Source organism: Serinicoccus sediminis, assembly GCF_004153545.1.
Taxonomy (GTDB): domain Bacteria; phylum Actinomycetota; class Actinomycetes; order Actinomycetales; family Dermatophilaceae; genus Ornithinicoccus; species Ornithinicoccus sediminis_A.
Map to the genome: position 1 here is coordinate 236,097 of NZ_SDVA01000001.1, position 14,554 is coordinate 250,650.

Genomic DNA, 14,554 nt, shown 5'->3' on the forward strand with positions numbered 1-14,554 from the left:
TCACCCGGGCGAGGCCCCGCCGACCGCACGACGCACCGCCCGGAGCATCGCCTGCGCCTTGGCCTGCGTCTCGGCATACTCCTCCTGCGGGTCCGACAGCGCGGTCACCGCGCCGCCGACGCCGAAGGAGAGCTCGCCGCGCGGGTCCCGGGTGAGGGTGCGGATGACGATGGAGGTGTCCATCGACCCGTCCAGCCCGATCCACCCGACCGCCCCGGAGTAGACCCCTCGCGGCCCTCCCTCGAGGGCGTCCAGGATCTCCATGGTGCGGACCTTCGGCGCCCCGGTCATGGAGCCGCCGGGGAAGCACGCGCGCAGCACGTCCGTCGGGCCCATGCCGGGGGCGAGCGCACCCTGGACTGTGGAGACCAGCTGGTGGACGGTGGCGTAGGTCTCCACCGCGCACAGCTGCGGGACGTGCACGCTGCCGGAGCGGCACACCCGGTGCAGGTCGTTGCGCAGCAGGTCCACGATCATGAGGTTCTCCGCGCGGTCCTTCACCGCCGTCGCGAGGTCGGCGGCCAGCGCGCTGTCCTGCTCGGCCGTGGCGCCGCGTGGCCGGGTCCCCTTGATCGGCCGCGCCTCCACCCGCCGGGTGCCGGCGTCGACCGACACGAAGCGCTCCGGGGAGCCGCTGAGCACGCCGAGGGCGGGGGTGCGCAGCCAGGCCCCGTGCGGCACGGGCGACACCTCCCGGAGGGCGCGGTAGAGCGCGGCCTCGTCGAGGTCCGGCGCGCTCGCACGGTATGCCGTGGTGAGGCAGATCTCGTAGGACTCGCCCCGGGCGATGAGGGCCTGGGCGCGGCGCACCATGTCGAGGTAGTCGCGCTCGTCGTCGTCCGGGTGCCACGTCGGACCGGTCACGGCGGGGCGGGTCGCGCCCCCCGGGCCGGCCGCGTCGGCCGCGTCGGCCGCGTCGGCCGGGTCGGCGGCGGGACCGGCCCCCTCGCGCACCACGTCCAGCACCGCGCGGACCTCCTGCGCCCATCGCTCCTGCTCGTCGGCGGTGCCGGCGTCCTCGACCCAGACCGCCCAGACCCGGCCGGTCGGGTGGTCGACGACCACGCCCCGGTCGACGAGGAGCAACCAGGCGTCCGGCCAGGGCGACCGGTGCGCGACGTGCGGGTCGCCCCCGGTCTCGGCCTTGACCTCGTAGCCGACCCAGCCCACGAGACCCGGCCGCCAGGTGACGTCGTCCGGGTGCTCGTCGGCAACCTCGAGCTGCCAGCCGTCCAGCTCGGCGTCCACCCGGTCGAGCAGGGGTGGACCGTCACCGACGTGGTGGGTGAGCTCGTGGGACAGCGGGCCGCGACCGTCCGCGAGGAGCGACCAGCCGCTGCCGTCCGAGGAGTCCAGCCACACCGAGCTCTCCGACCCGCCGACGAGCAGGTCGTGCAGGGTCGGGGTGGGCAGCCGGTGCGCGTCGTCGGCCAGCAGCCGGGCCCGCAGCCGGACCCGGCGTCCGCCCGGACGGGGCTCGTGCGGGGTCAGCGTGTCCCCGACCGCGACCGCGGGCTCGCGGGTCACCGGCCCCTGCGCCACCCCGGCCAGCGTGAAGAAGTTCGCGAGGACCCGCTCCCCGTGCTCGGACAGCACCGACTCGGGGTGGAACTGCACGCCCCAGAACGCCCCGCCCGGGTCGGCGAGCGCCATGACGCAGCCGTCGTCGAGGGCCCGCGCGGTGACCTGCAGGGAGGAGCGCAGCGGCTCCACCACCTCCAGGGAGTGGTAGCGCACGACGTGGACCGGTGACGGCACACCGTCGAACAGACCGCTCCCGTCGTGCTCGACCGGGCTGACGATGCCGTGCCGCGGGAGCCGCATCTCGGCCACCGTCTCCCCCGCCACGTGGGCGAGGCCCTGGTGGCCCAGGCATACCCCCAGGACCGGGACGTCACGCTGCCGCAGGACGAGGCCGGACAGCCCGAGGTCGGTCTCGACCTGGGGCCGCCCGGGGCCGGGGCCCAGGACGACCGCCGCGAAGCGGCGCAGGTCCTCCTGGGTGGCGGGGTGGTCGTGGCGCCACAGCACCGGGGCCCGGCCCAGCACGCGGTGGACCAGGTCGGCCAGGTTGTAGGTGAAGCTGTCGAGGTGGTCGACCAGCAGGACCTCGTCCGGCACCGGTCAGCCCCGGGGGCGCAGCCGGACCTGCGGCAGCTCCGGTGCCGGGAGCGACTCCCCGCCGGGGTAGTCGAAGGCGCCGAACCGGCCCTGGGGGTCGTGGCCCAGCTCGGCCTGCCACTGCTCGCGCGCCCGCACGACCTCCTCGTGGGAACGGCCGATGAAGTTCCACCACATGACGATCTGCTCGCCGAAGGGCGGGCCTCCCAGCAGCAGCACCCGGGCCCCCTCGTCGCCGGCGGCGAGCTCGAGCACGTCGCGGCCCGGCGCGAGGTAGGCCAGCTCGGCCGCCTCGACCGCCGCGTCACCGACACCCACCTGTCCGTGGTCGACGAGCACGCCGTGCTCGTGCTCGCGCTCGACGGACAGCCGGACCCGCGCCCGGGGGTCCAGCACGACCTCCGCGCCGAGCAGCGGGGTGTACGTCGGCACCGGCGATCGCGCCTGCTCGCCGTCGACCCCGAGACCGCCGAGGAACACGCTGACCCGCCCGCCCCGGACGGGCACCGGGTCCGGCACGTGGTGCTGGAACTGCGGGTCCACGCCCGCGTCGGCCGCGGGCAGCGCGACCCACAGCTGCGCCCCGTGCAGCACCTGCAGCTCCGGCGCGTCGCCGGTCACCGACACCTCGGAGTGGCAGACACCGCGGCCGGCGGTCATGAGGTTGAGCTCGCCCGGCCGGACGACCGCGTGCACGCCGGTCGAGTCGCGGTGCTCGACCTGCCCGCTGAACAGCCACGACACGGTCTGCAGGGCCGTGTGCGGGTGCGGCGGCACCACCATGCCGCCGGACCTGCCGACCTCCTCCGGGCCGTAGTGGTCGACGAAGCACCACGCCCCGATCATCGTCCGCCCACGCGCCGGGAGTGTGCGGCGCACCCGCATGGCCCGCGGCCCACCCAGCGGCACCTCGCGCGGCGCGAGGACGGTGACCGCACCCTCGGGGGCCGCGCCGTCCCCGCAGGTCACCTCGTCGGGGCGCTTCTCCAGGGTGCTCATGCGCTCATTCTCCCACCGCACCCGGCGCCCCGTCGGCGTGCGCCCCGGTGGTGGCCGCGACGGAATCTTCCGGTCCGGATGTGTTGTTCACTAGGGGTATGAGCGCACCCCAGCCGTCCGTCTCCGCCCCCCAGCCGGCCGCCACCCGGCCCCACCGCGTCCTCGTCATCGGCTCCGGCTTCGGCGGGCTGTTCGCCACCAAGGCGCTGTCCGACCCGGCCGTGCAGGTGCTCATGGTGGCCCGCACCGGGCACCACCTCTTCCAGCCGCTGCTCTACCAGGTGGCCACCGGCATCCTCTCCGAGGGCGTCATCGCGCCCCCGACCCGGGACGTGCTCGCCAGCCAGGACAACGTGACGGTGATGCTCGGCGACGTCAAGAGCATCGACATCGACGAGCGCTCGGTGACCGCGGTGACGGCCGGCGAGGACATGGTCTACGACTACGACAGCCTCATCCTCGCGGCCGGGGCCAACCAGTCGTGGTTCGGCAGCCCGCACTTCGCGGAGTACGCCCCCGGCATGAAGTCCATCGACGACGCCCTGGAGCTGCGCGGCCGCATCTACGGCGCCTTCGAGCTCGCCGAGCTGGCGGCCGCCTCCGGCCGCACCGACGACGTGCGTCGCCTGCTCACCTTCGTGGTCGTCGGCGCCGGGCCCACCGGTGTCGAGATGGCCGGGCAGCTGGCCGAGCTCAGCAAGCGCACGCTGCGCAAGGAGTTCCGGCACATCGACCCGACGCAGGCCCGGATCATCCTCGTGGACGCCGTCGACAAGGTGCTCGCGCCGTTCGGTGACAGCCTGGCCGAGAAGACCGAGCGCAGCCTCACCGACCTCGGCATCGAGGTCAAGCTCGGCCGCAAGGTCGTCGACGTCGACGAGGGCGGGGTCGTCCTGGAGTCGACCGAGGACGGCAGCCACGAGCGGATCGAGGCACAGACCAAGGTGTGGGCCGCCGGTGTGCAGGGCAACCCGCTCGGGCGCAAGGTGGCCGAGCAGGCCGGCGCCGAGCTCGACCGCTCCGGACGCGTCAAGGTGCAGCCCGACCTCACCCTGCCGGGGCACCCGGAGGTCTTCGTCATCGGTGACCTCGCCGCGGTCGACGGCGTTCCCGGGGTGGCCCAGGGCGCGATCCAGGAGGCCCGGCACGCCGCCGACCAGATCCTGCGACGGCTGCGCGGGGAGGAGACCGGCCAGGCGTTCGAGTACTTCGACAAGGGGTCGATGGCCACCATCTCGCGCTTCCGCGCCGTGATGAAGCGGGGCCGGATCGAGCTCACCGGCTACCCCGCCTGGGTCGCCTGGCTGGCGGTGCACCTCTTCTACATCATCGGCTTCAAGAGCCAGCTGGCGACGCTGCTGCACTGGGCGGTGAGCTTCGTGGGCCGGGACCGCTCCGAGCGGACGGTCACCGAGCAGCAGGTCTACGCCCGCCTGGCGCTGGAGTACCTCGGCGAGGACTTCCGCAAGCAGCCCAAGCGCTGAGACGCCGCCGCGGCCCGGGGCGGGTCCGGACGGCGGGCCCGGCCCCGGGCGTCCGGCTCAGCCCCGGGTCATCGGCAGGTGCGGTATGCCGTCCTCCAGGTAGTCCGGTCCGCTGCGGGTGAACCCCAGCCGGGCGTACCAGTCGGCCAGGTAGGCCTGGGCCCCGATGTGCACCGGGCCCTCCCCCAGCCGGCGCAGACCCTCACGGACCAGCTGCGCGGCATACCCGTGACCCCGGTGGTCGCGGTGCGTCGCCACCCGCCCCAGCCGCCGCGTGCCGTCCGGGTCGACGAGCGTGCGCACCGTCGCCACGACCTCACCGTCCACGTCCATCCACAGGTGCTCGGCACCGGCCTCGACATCCCGGCCGTCGATCTCGGGGTAGGGGCAGCGCTGCTCGACGACGAACACGTCCACCCGCAGCCGCAGCAGGTCGTGCAGGACACGGGGGTCGAGGTCGGCGAAGCGCGCCGCGTGCAGGGTCGCCATGGCTCGAGGGTAGGCCGGGGCGGGCCGGGCGCGGCACCCCGGTCGCGCGGGTCCGATCCGCGGGAGGGCCGGGCCGGGGGTGCGTAGGGTGGGTGCATGACCGACGCACCCGGCGGCCCGGAGCCGGTGGACGTGCTGCGCCGCATCGCCTTCCTGCTCGAGCGCGAGCGCGCCGAGACCCGGCGGGTGGAGGCCTATCGCAAGGCCGCGGCCGTGCTCCTGCCCCTGGGCGAGGCGGAGGTCCGCGAGCGGGTCGCCGCCGGCACCCTGCGCGACCTGCCCGGCATCGGTCCCTCCACCTCCGCCGTGGTCGAGGCCGTCGTGCGCGGGGAGACGCCGGACAAGCTGGCCGACCTGGAGTCCCGCGCCGGCACCCCGCTGGCCACCGGCGGGGAGTCGCTGCGCGAGCTGCTGCGCGGCGACCTGCACAGCCACTCGGACTGGTCCGACGGCGGCAGCCCGATCGAGGAGATGGTGGCCAGCGCGATGGAGCTGGGGCACGACTACCTCGCGCTCACCGACCACTCGCCCCGGCTCACCGTGGCCCGCGGGCTGACGGCCGACCGGTTGCGCCGCCAGCTGGAGGTCGTGGACGCCGTCAACGCCCACACGGCGCCCGGCTTCACCCTGCTCAAGGCCATCGAGGTGGACATCCTCGACGACGGCGCGCTGGACCAGGACGAGGACCTGCTCGGCGAGCTCGACGTGCGGGTGGCCTCGGTGCACTCCAAGCTCACCATGGCGAGCGCGGCGATGACCCGCCGCATGGTCGCGGCGGTGGAGAACCCGCTCACCAGCGTCCTGGGCCACTGCACCGGCCGCCGGGTCATGCCACGGCAGGGCGACCGCGGTGCGCGCAGCGGCTCCCGGGCCCGGCCCCCCAGCGACTTCGACGCCGCCGCCGTCTTCGACGCCTGCGCCCGGACCGGCACCGCCGTGGAGGTCAACTCCCGCCCCGAGCGTCAGGACCCACCCGGTGCGCTGCTGCGGATGGCCGTCGAGGCCGGGTGCCTCTTCGCCGTCTCCACCGACGCCCACGCGCCCGGCCAGCTCGACTTCCTCGACTACGGCTGCGAGCGCGCGGTGCGCCACGGCGTGCCCGCCGGACGGGTCGTCAACACCTGGCCGCTGGAGCGCCTGCGGGAGTGGGCGCGCGACCCCGCGTCGGCGGTCTGAGCTGCTGCCACGCGGGCGCCGCCGACCGTTTTGGTCCATCCCGGAGGCATCACGTATGCTCATCGTCGTCCTCAACGGATAGGTCCCCATCGTCTAGTGGCCTAGGACCCCGCCCTTTCACGGCGGTAACACGGGTTCGAATCCCGTTGGGGATGCACCAGGTCTCGACCTGAAATCGAGGCCCCGTGGCGCAGTTGGTTAGCGCGCCGCCCTGTCACGGCGGAGGTCGCGGGTTCGAGTCCCGTCGGGGTCGCAGAGTAGGAGCGGCGTGGTCACCGGAGAGATCCGGGGGCCACGCCGGATCACTACTCGTGCCTAGGCCAGGTAGCTCAGTTGGTACGAGCGTTCGACTGAAAATCGAAAGGTCGGCGGTTCGACCCCGCCCCTGGCCACGCGACGAGCCGCGGGTCTGCCCTGATGACACCCGCGGCTTTCGCATGTCGGGGGTCGGGCGGGGACGGCATACAGTGTGCCGGTGAGCGGACCCCCCACCCACGCCCGTCCGCCGCAGCGGGTCGGCCGGCTCAAGGCCCTGGCCACCTCCCCCCGCGCGCTCCGGCTGGCCATGAACCTCTGGCCGCCCTTCCTCTGCTCCGGGATCCGGGTGGAGTCGATGGCCGAGGACCTGCGCCATGTGCGGGTACGACTGGCCCACAGCCCGCTGACCAGCAACTACGTCGGGACGCTCTTCGGTGGTTCGCTGTTCGCGATGACCGACCCCTTCTGGATGATGATGGTGCTGCGCGGACTCGGACCGGGGTATGTCGTGTGGGACCAGGCGGCCGAGGTCACCTTCGTGGCGCCGGGCCGCGGCGCGGTGAGCGCGACCTTCGAGCTGGAGGAGCAGGTGCTCGACGAGCTGCGGGCGGCCGCGTCGGACGGGACGCCCGTGCGGCGCTGGTTCACCACCGAGGTCGTGGCCGCCGACGGCACGGGCACGGTGGTGGCACGGGTGCGCAAGCTCCTCTACGTGCGCCGACGCTGACCCCGGCGGGGTCGCCTACCGCGCGTCCGGTGCGTTTCTACGGCGCGTCCGGTGCGGGCGCCGGCGGTCAGGCCAGGGCGTGCCGGACGAGGGCGTGCAGGGCGCGCATGCCGTCACGGGACAGGACCGACTCCGCGTGGCCCTGGATGCTGGCCACCCGCTCGCCGCGCAGCCCGACGACCGCGTCGTCCGGCTCGTGCACCGCCGTCTCCAGCGGGCGCCCGAGCAGCTCCGCCGGCCCCGGACGGGCCACGAAGGTGTTGTAGAAGCCGATCCGGTGCACCTCGCCCCACAGGTCCACCGGGATCTGGACCCCCTGGTTGGGGGTGGGGAGCTTGGTGACCGCGAGCCCGGCCATCGAGGCCAGCACCTGGTGGGACAGGCAGACCGCCAGGACCGGCAGCCCCGCCTCCAGGCGGGTCCCGACCAGCTCGTGCAGCCGGGCGATCCGGGGGTCCTCCAGGTCGGTGGGGTCCCCGGGGCCGGGGCCGAAGAGCACGAGGTCGTGCCGCACCCCCTCCCCCGCGACGTCCGTGACACCGACCGTCTCCCAGCGGCGGACCTCCGGCACCATCCCCAGGTGGCGCACCATGTGGGCGAGCATCTGGGTCCAGGTGTCCTCCGCGTCGACGACGAGCACGCGGCGACCCAGCAGGTCGGGGTCCGGGCGCGCCCCCTGGGGGCTGAGCCAGAAGGGCGCGAGGGAGTCGTTGCGGGCGGCCAGGTCGTCGGCGACGCCCGGCAGCGAGCCGAGGTCCACGGCATACCCGAGGTCGCGGCGCGGCCGCAGCCCGAGCGCCGCCAGGACGCCCCTGGCCTTGGCGGAGGTCTCGGCGCACTCCGACACCGGGTCGCTGTGCCGCACCAGGGTGGCGCCGGCACTGACCGTCACGCTGCCGTCCCCGCGCAGGTGCGCGGTCCGGATGAGGATGGGCGCGTCCAGGGTCTCCCCGCCCTCGTCGTCCTCCTCCAGCAGCGCGAGCACGCCGGAGTAGTAACCCCGACCGGTCTCCTCGTGCCGGGCGATGACGGTGCAGGCGTTCTCCATCGGGGAGCCGGTGACCGTGGGGGCGAACATCGTCGTGCGCAGCACGTCGCGGACGTCGGCGTCGCTGCGCCCGTCCAGCAGGTACTCGGTGTGGGTGAGGTGCGCCATCTGCTTGAGGTAGGGCCCGGTGATCCGCCCGCCGTCGGAGCAGATCTGGGCCATCATCTTCATCTCCTCGTCGACGACCATGAAGAGCTCCTCGGTCTCCTTGGTGTCCTTGACGAAGGCCCTGAACTCCGGCTCCACCTCGGCCTCGTCCGCCGGGTGCCGGAAGGTGCCGGAGATGGGGTTCATCCAGACCCGGCCGTCGCGCACGCTGACGTGCCGCTCCGGCGTCGCCCCGACGAGGGCGTGCCCGGGCGTGTGCACCGCGAAGGTCCAGTAGGCGCCGCGCTCGTCGACGAGCAGCGACCGCAGCCAGGTGAGGGCGGCGACGGCGTGGTCGCCGGCGCACCGCGCGAGCACGTCGCGCCGGATGACGAAGTTGGCGCCCTCGCCCTCGCCGATCTCCTCCTCGATGACCCTCCCGACGGTGCGGGCGTAGTCGTCGTCCTCGACGCTGAAGTGCTCGCCGGTCAGCTCCACCGGGTCCTGCGGCAGCGCCGCGACCAGCTCGTCCAGCCCGACCCGAGCGGTACGGGTGGGTTGCAGCACGCGCAGCGGGGTGTCGTCCTGCCGGGCGTCGAAGCCCCGCTCGGCGATCTGCCGGAACGGCACCATCGCGAGGACCGGCGCGCCGCCCCGCGGCCGCGGGATCTGGCTGAGCAGGTCGAGGTCCACCACGTCGCCCAGCAGGATCTCGGCCTCGTCCTGGCCGTCCCGCCACAGGACCGCCCAGGCCTGCCCGGCGGGGTCGGCGAGGATCTCGTCCAGCAGGCGCGGCGGCATGGGCGAGAGTCTGTCATGCCCACCGGCAGCCCCCGTATCCGTCCGGGGCCGACCTCCGCCAGATTTTGGTGAGGGTATCCTTATCTTATTCCGATGGAAGGAGAACCCGTGTACGGCACCGTCGTCCGCACCGAAGAGCTCACCCCGCACCTGCGCCGCGTCGTCCTCGGCGGAGACGGTCTCGACGGCTTCGCCGACCCCGGGTTCGCCGACTCCTACGTCAACATGTTCTTCCTGCCCGAGGGGGCGGACTACCTCCCGCCCTTCGACGCCGAGGCGGTGCGGGACCTGCCCCGCGAGCAGCGGCCCTACCCCCGCCGCATCACGGTGCGCTCCTGGGACCGGGACCGCCGCGAGCTCGCCGTGGACCTCGCCGTGCACGGCGACGAGGGGTATGCCGGTCGCTGGGCCCGGCACGCCCGCCCCGGTGACCGGGTGCAGCTGCGGGGCCCGGCGGGTGACTACTCGCCCCCGGCGGACGCCGAGGCATACCTCCTGGTCGGTGACGAGAGCGCCCTGCCGGCCATCGCCGCGTGCCTCGAGGCGGTCCCCGAGGGACGGCCGGTCGTGGCCCTCGTGGAGGTCGACGGTCCCGACGACGAGCTGGCCCTGCACTCCCCCGGCGACCTGCGGGTGACCTACGTCCACCGGGCCGGGCACGCCGAGCCCACCCGACTGCTCGTGGACACGCTGGCGGCCACCCGCCTGCCCGTGGGCCGGCTGAGCGCGTTCGTGCACGGCGAGGCGGAGTCGATCCGCGCAGTACGCCGCCACCTGCTCGGCCGGTCGCTGACCGAGCCCGCGCTGCTCTCCTGCTCGCCCTACTGGCGCCGTGGCCACACCGACGAGCAGTGGCGGTCGGTCAAGAGCGACTGGGTCCGGGCCATGCACGCCGAGACCCCCTGAGCCGCAACGGTCCCGCGCCATCCGCCGACGCTTCACCTCGGCGTCACCTCACCGACACCGCGGGGTGACAGAGTGCGGCCCATGTCCACGCTCGCCCCGGCCGCCGTCGCCGCGGTCGTCGACGAGCTGGTGGTCGCGTTCACGGGGATCTTCAGCCGGGAGGAGGTCGCGTTCGTGGTCGAGGACAGCTGGCACGACCTCGAGGCGCGCTCACGGACCCCGCACTTCCTCACCGCCCTGCTGCGCAAGGACGCCCGGGACCGGCTGACCCAGATGGCCCGCTACCGGGGGCTGCGCTGACCTGCTGACGCGCGTTCGTCGGCCAGGGTCCGCCCGCCGGTCACCCGCGCGTCACGCTGCGGTCGCCGGGAGGACGTTGGCTGGCCCCATGGCCGAGGCAGACCAGCACGAGATCCAGATGCTCCACCGCGCCCTCGTGGGCAAGTACGACGGGACCCTGTCCTCCGAGGACATCACCGACGCGATCGACCAGGCACGCGCGGAGCTGGAGCGGGAGGCGAGGATCGACGAGTTCCTCACCGTCTTCGTCCAGCGTCGGGCCGAGGAGCTGCTGGCGCAGCGCGCCCGCGACCGGGGCATCGACCTGGCCCACGTCACGCAGGTGCTCTTCGTCGACGACGCCAACACCGGCCGCAGCCACATCGCCGCCGTCATCGCCAACGGCCGCGGGGAGGGCCTCGTCCGGGCCCGCTCGGGAGGCGTCGTCCCCGGGGAGCAGATCCGTCCCGAGATCCAGGACCTGCTGCGGCACCACGGGTTCGACCCCGACGAGTTCACCGTGACCCCTATGACGGGCAAGCTCGTCCTCACCTCCGACCTCGTGGTGACCATGGGCCTCAGCGAGGAGGAGAAGGTGCAGATGCCCACCCACGGGCTGCACCAGGTCGACTGGGACGACCTGACCTCCCTGCAGGGCCGGGAGGACCTCGACGTGGCCTTCGACGAGATCGAGGCCCGGGTGTCCGAGCTGGTCGACGCGCTCCTGGAGAAGGACCTGGCCGCCCGCGAGGTCGACCCGGAGGTCGAGGAGGAGCTGCGCCGGGTCATCGCCGAGCTGCACGACCCCGGGCGCAGCTGAGCACCGGCACCTCTGAGCACCGGCACCTCTGGTCCCGGACGCACCGACGGCCGGCCCCGGCGATCCGGGGCCGGCCGTCGGTGCGTCGTCGACCGCGTCAGTGCGTGACGGCACCCTCTGAGGCGGACCGGACGAGCGCGACGTACTTCGCGAGCACGCCGCGCCGGGCCCGGTCGGGCGGCTCGGGCGCGGACCACGCCTCGCGCCGCCGCTCCAGCTCGGTCTCGTCGACGCCCAGGTCGAGGTGACCGTTCGCCACGTCGAGGGTGATGGGGTCGCCGTCCTGGACCAGCGCGATCGGTCCGCCCTCGGTCGCCTCGGGGGCGATGTGGCCGACGCACAGGCCGGTGGTCCCGCCGGAGAACCGCCCGTCGGTGACGAGCAGCACGTCCTTCCCGAGGCCGGCGCCCTTGATGGCCCCGGTGATGGCGAGCATCTCGCGCATCCCCGGCCCGCCCCGGGGCCCTTCGTACCGGATGACCACGACGTCCCCGGCACCGATGGTGCCGTCCTCCAGCGCGTCCATGGCCGCCCGCTCGCCGTCGAAGACGCGGGCCGTCCCCTCGAAGACGTCGGAGTCGAAACCGGCCGACTTCACCACCGCGCCGCCGGGCGCCAGCGTCCCGTCGAGGATGGTCAGCCCGCCGGTCGCGTGGATGGGGTTGTCCATGGCCCGCAGGACGGTGCCGTCCAGGGGCGGCGCCCCGAGGTCGGCGAGGTTCTCCGCCATGGTCCGCCCGGTCACCGTGAGCACGTCGCCGTGCAGGAGCCCGGCGTCCAGCAGCGCCTGCATGACCACCGGGATGCCACCGATCCGGTCGACGTCGACCATGACGTGCTGGCCGAAGGGCTTGACGTCGGCCAGGTGGGGAACCTTCGCGCCGATCCGGCGGAAGTCGTCCAGGCTGAGCTCGACCTCCGCCTCGTTGGCGATGGCCAGCAGGTGGAGCACCGCGTTGGTCGAGCCGCCGAAGGCCATGGTCACCGCGATGGCGTTCTCGAACGCCTCGCGGGTGAGGATCTGCCGGGCGGTGATGCCCTGGCGCAGCATCCCCACGACGGCCTCGCCGCTGCGCCGGGCGAAGCCGTCCCGACGCCGGTCGGTGGCCGGCGGCGCCGCGGACCCGGGCAACGACATACCAAGCGCCTCGGCCGCGGCCGCCATGGTGTTGGCCGTGTACATCCCGCCGCAGGCGCCCTCGCCCGGGCAGATCGCCCGCTCGATGGCGTCGACGTCCTCGCGCGACATCAGACCGCGGGAGCAGGCCCCCACCGCCTCGAAGGCGTCGATGATGGTGACCTCCTTCTCCGAGCCGTCGGAGAGGCGGGCGCGCCCGGGCAGGATCGACCCGGCGTAGACGAACACCGAGGCGAGGTCGAGGCGCGCGGCGGCCATGAGCATGCCCGGCAGCGACTTGTCGCAGCCGGCGAGCAGCACCGAGCCGTCCAGCCGCTCGGCCGACATGACCGTCTCGACCGAGTCGGCGATGACCTCGCGGGACACGAGCGAGTAGTGCATGCCCTCGTGCCCCATCGAGATGCCGTCGGAGACCGAGATGGTGCCGAACTCCAGGGGGTAGCCGGCGGCGGCGTGCACGCCGTCCTTGACCGCCTTGGCCAGCCGCTCGAGCGACAGGTTGCAGGGGGTGATCTCGTTCCAGCTGCTGGCGACGCCGATCTGGGGCTTGACCCAGTCCTCGTCGCCCATCCCGACGGCCCGGAGCATGCCGCGCGCGGCGGTCTTCTCCAGGCCGTCGGTGACGTCCCGTGAGCGGGGCTTGACGTCGACCTCAGCCACGGGCGGCCGAGCCCTCGACGTAGTCGCTGTCCGCCTCGTGCCCCTTCACCCAGGCCATCATCCCGCGCAGCTCGCGGCCCACGCCCTCGATGGGGTGCTCGGCGCCCTTGGCCCGCAGCTCCTCGAACTCCGGGCGGCCGTTGTCCTGGTCGTCGATGAAGCGCTGGGCGAAGGCCCCGTTGCGCACGTCCTCCAGGACGGCCTGCATGTTCTCCTTCACCCGCGGGTCGATGACGCGCGGGCCGGAGACGTAGTCGCCGTACTCGGCCGTGTCCGAGACCGACCAGCGCTGCTTGGCGATGCCGCCCTCGTACATGAGGTCGACGATGAGCTTGAGCTCGTGCAGGCACTCGAAGTAGGCCACCTCGGGCTGGTACCCGGCCTCGGTGAGGGTCTCGAAGCCGTACTGCACCAGCTGGCTCATGCCACCGCACAGCACCGCCTGCTCGCCGAACAGGTCGGTCTCGGTCTCCTCGGTGAAGGTGGTCTCGATGCCCCCGGCCCGCAGGCCGCCGATCGCCGAGGCGTAGGAGAGCGCCAACGCCTTGGCACCGCCGGACGCGTCCTGCTCGACGGCGACGAGCACCGGCACGCCGCGGCCGTCGACGTACTCGCGGCGCACGAGGTGGCCCGGGCCCTTCGGGGCGACCATGCACACGTCCACGCCCGCGGGCGGGGTGATGTAGCCGAACCGGATGTTGAAGCCGTGGCTGAAGAACAGCGCGTCGCCGTCCTCGAGGTTGGGCTCGATGGCGTCGCGGTAGACCAGCCGCTGCACGTGGTCGGGGACGAGGACCATGATGAGGTCGGCCTCGGCGCACGCCTGCGCCGGGGTGACGACGCGCAGCCCCTCGGCCTCCGCCTTGGCCCTGCTGGAGCTGCCCTCGGCGAGCCCGACGCGCACGTCGACCCCGGAGTCGCGCAGGGAGAGCGCGTGGGCGTGGCCCTGGCTGCCGTAGCCGAGGACGGCCACCGTGCGGGACTGGATCAGCGAGAGGTCGGCGTCGTCGTCGTAGTACATCGTGGCCATGGGGTGGGTGTCTCCTGTGGGTTCGGAAGTGGGTATGCCGTCGGACCGGTCGTCCGGCGGCCTGGTGCGGTCCGAGCACGCGTCCGGTGCGGCCCGAGCACGCGTCTCGTGCGGTCGGAGCACGCGTCCGGTGCGGTCGGAGCACGCGTCCGGTGCGGCCGGAGCGCGCGTCCTGTGCGGTCTAGAAGGCGGCGGCGGCCATGGCGCCGACGGGGCGCGGGCCGTTGTCGTTGATCTGCCACAGCTGGGTGCGGATGGCGTCGGCGTCGTCCAGCTCCTCGATGTGGATGACCTCGACGAGCTTGTCCAGCTGGCTGGTGACCTTGTGCAGCTGCTCGGCGTTGACGTTGACGACGATGGTCATCCGGCTGACCTTGTTGTCCTCGGTCGGGCCCACGACGAGGTGGTCGATGTTGAAGTTGCGCCGGGCGAAGAGGACCGACACCCGGGCCAGGACGCCGGGGTTGTTCTCGACCAGGACGGACAGGGCGTGGCGGATGCGAGCTGCGTCGCTCATGGTGGTGCCTTTCG

Annotated in this window: 13 protein-coding genes and 3 tRNA genes; 9 read left to right on the forward strand and 7 right to left on the reverse strand. The window is 73.6% G+C overall.

The genetic code is table 11. From position 1 onward, the window contains the following. Together pabB and EUS26_RS01070 are read right to left on the reverse strand one after the other, a co-directional pair. The gene (pabB, locus tag EUS26_RS01065) at positions 1-2,121 is read right to left on the reverse strand and encodes an aminodeoxychorismate synthase component I (protein WP_130011321.1); all 2,121 of its coding nucleotides are present in this window, start codon (positions 2,119-2,121) and stop codon (positions 1-3) included. Between the two features lie 3 nt (positions 2,122-2,124). Continuing rightward, positions 2,125-3,120, reverse strand: coding sequence for a pirin family protein (locus EUS26_RS01070; RefSeq protein WP_130011322.1), 996 nt, complete (start codon positions 3,118-3,120; stop codon positions 2,125-2,127). A gap of 98 nt (positions 3,121-3,218) precedes the next feature. Between EUS26_RS01070 and EUS26_RS01075 the strand changes: the two genes are divergently transcribed. Beyond that, the gene (locus tag EUS26_RS01075; RefSeq protein WP_130011323.1) at positions 3,219-4,604 is read left to right on the forward strand and encodes an NAD(P)/FAD-dependent oxidoreductase; all 1,386 of its coding nucleotides are present in this window, start codon (positions 3,219-3,221) and stop codon (positions 4,602-4,604) included. A gap of 57 nt (positions 4,605-4,661) precedes the next feature. On the opposite strand, the gene EUS26_RS01080 is transcribed toward EUS26_RS01075, so the two are convergent. Further along, on the reverse strand, positions 4,662-5,093 hold the full coding sequence (locus EUS26_RS01080) for a GNAT family N-acetyltransferase (protein ID WP_130011324.1): 432 nt from the start codon (positions 5,091-5,093) through the stop codon (positions 4,662-4,664). Between the two features lie 96 nt (positions 5,094-5,189). On the opposite strand from EUS26_RS01080, the gene EUS26_RS01085 reads away from it, so the two are divergent. The 5 genes from EUS26_RS01085 to EUS26_RS01105 all read left to right on the forward strand — a co-directional run bounded on the left by EUS26_RS01085 (position 5,190) and on the right by EUS26_RS01105 (position 7,254). Further along, complete coding sequence (locus EUS26_RS01085; protein WP_130011325.1) at positions 5,190-6,269, forward strand: PHP domain-containing protein; 1,080 nt, start codon at positions 5,190-5,192, stop codon at positions 6,267-6,269. An 82-nt stretch (positions 6,270-6,351) separates the two neighbouring features. After that, positions 6,352-6,424: transfer RNA gene (locus tag EUS26_RS01090), tRNA-Glu, on the forward strand. A gap of 24 nt (positions 6,425-6,448) precedes the next feature. Then, positions 6,449-6,522, forward strand: a tRNA-Asp gene (locus tag EUS26_RS01095). Between the two features lie 65 nt (positions 6,523-6,587). Next, positions 6,588-6,661: transfer RNA gene (locus tag EUS26_RS01100), tRNA-Phe, on the forward strand. An 83-nt stretch (positions 6,662-6,744) separates the two neighbouring features. Next, positions 6,745-7,254 (forward strand): DUF4442 domain-containing protein, encoded by a 510-nt coding sequence (locus EUS26_RS01105; protein WP_238148759.1) that lies wholly within the window; start codon positions 6,745-6,747, stop codon positions 7,252-7,254. A gap of 67 nt (positions 7,255-7,321) precedes the next feature. On the opposite strand, the gene EUS26_RS01110 is transcribed toward EUS26_RS01105, so the two are convergent. Then, positions 7,322-9,190, reverse strand: a complete 1,869-nt coding sequence (locus EUS26_RS01110; protein ID WP_130011326.1) for a chorismate-binding protein — start codon at positions 9,188-9,190, stop codon at positions 7,322-7,324. A gap of 93 nt (positions 9,191-9,283) precedes the next feature. On the opposite strand from EUS26_RS01110, the gene EUS26_RS01115 reads away from it, so the two are divergent. The 3 genes from EUS26_RS01115 (at position 9,284) to EUS26_RS01125 (ending at position 11,195) form a co-directional block, all read left to right on the forward strand. Next, positions 9,284-10,096, forward strand: a complete 813-nt coding sequence (locus EUS26_RS01115; RefSeq protein ID WP_130011327.1) for a siderophore-interacting protein — start codon at positions 9,284-9,286, stop codon at positions 10,094-10,096. Positions 10,097-10,177: 81 nt separating this feature from the next. Then, entirely contained in the window at positions 10,178-10,396 is a 219-nt protein-coding gene (locus tag EUS26_RS01120) for a three-helix bundle dimerization domain-containing protein (protein WP_130011328.1), read from the forward strand. A gap of 88 nt (positions 10,397-10,484) precedes the next feature. After that, entirely contained in the window at positions 10,485-11,195 is a 711-nt protein-coding gene (locus tag EUS26_RS01125; RefSeq protein WP_130011329.1) for an arsenate-mycothiol transferase ArsC, read from the forward strand. 97 nt (positions 11,196-11,292) lie between these two features. Here EUS26_RS01125 and ilvD read toward each other — a convergent pair whose 3' ends face one another. From ilvD to ilvN, 3 genes are all read right to left on the reverse strand, one after another. Next, positions 11,293-12,993 (reverse strand): dihydroxy-acid dehydratase, encoded by a 1,701-nt coding sequence (ilvD, locus tag EUS26_RS01130; protein ID WP_130011330.1) that lies wholly within the window; start codon positions 12,991-12,993, stop codon positions 11,293-11,295. Continuing rightward, entirely contained in the window at positions 12,986-14,023 is a 1,038-nt protein-coding gene (gene ilvC, locus EUS26_RS01135; RefSeq protein WP_130011331.1) for a ketol-acid reductoisomerase, read from the reverse strand. Before ilvC ends, ilvD begins: the two co-directional genes overlap by 8 nt. Before the next feature lie 181 nt (positions 14,024-14,204). Then, positions 14,205-14,540: an acetolactate synthase small subunit gene (gene ilvN, locus EUS26_RS01140; RefSeq protein ID WP_130011332.1), complete on the reverse strand. Its 336-nt coding sequence runs from the start codon at positions 14,538-14,540 to the stop codon at positions 14,205-14,207. Positions 14,541-14,554 lie beyond the last annotated feature (14 nt).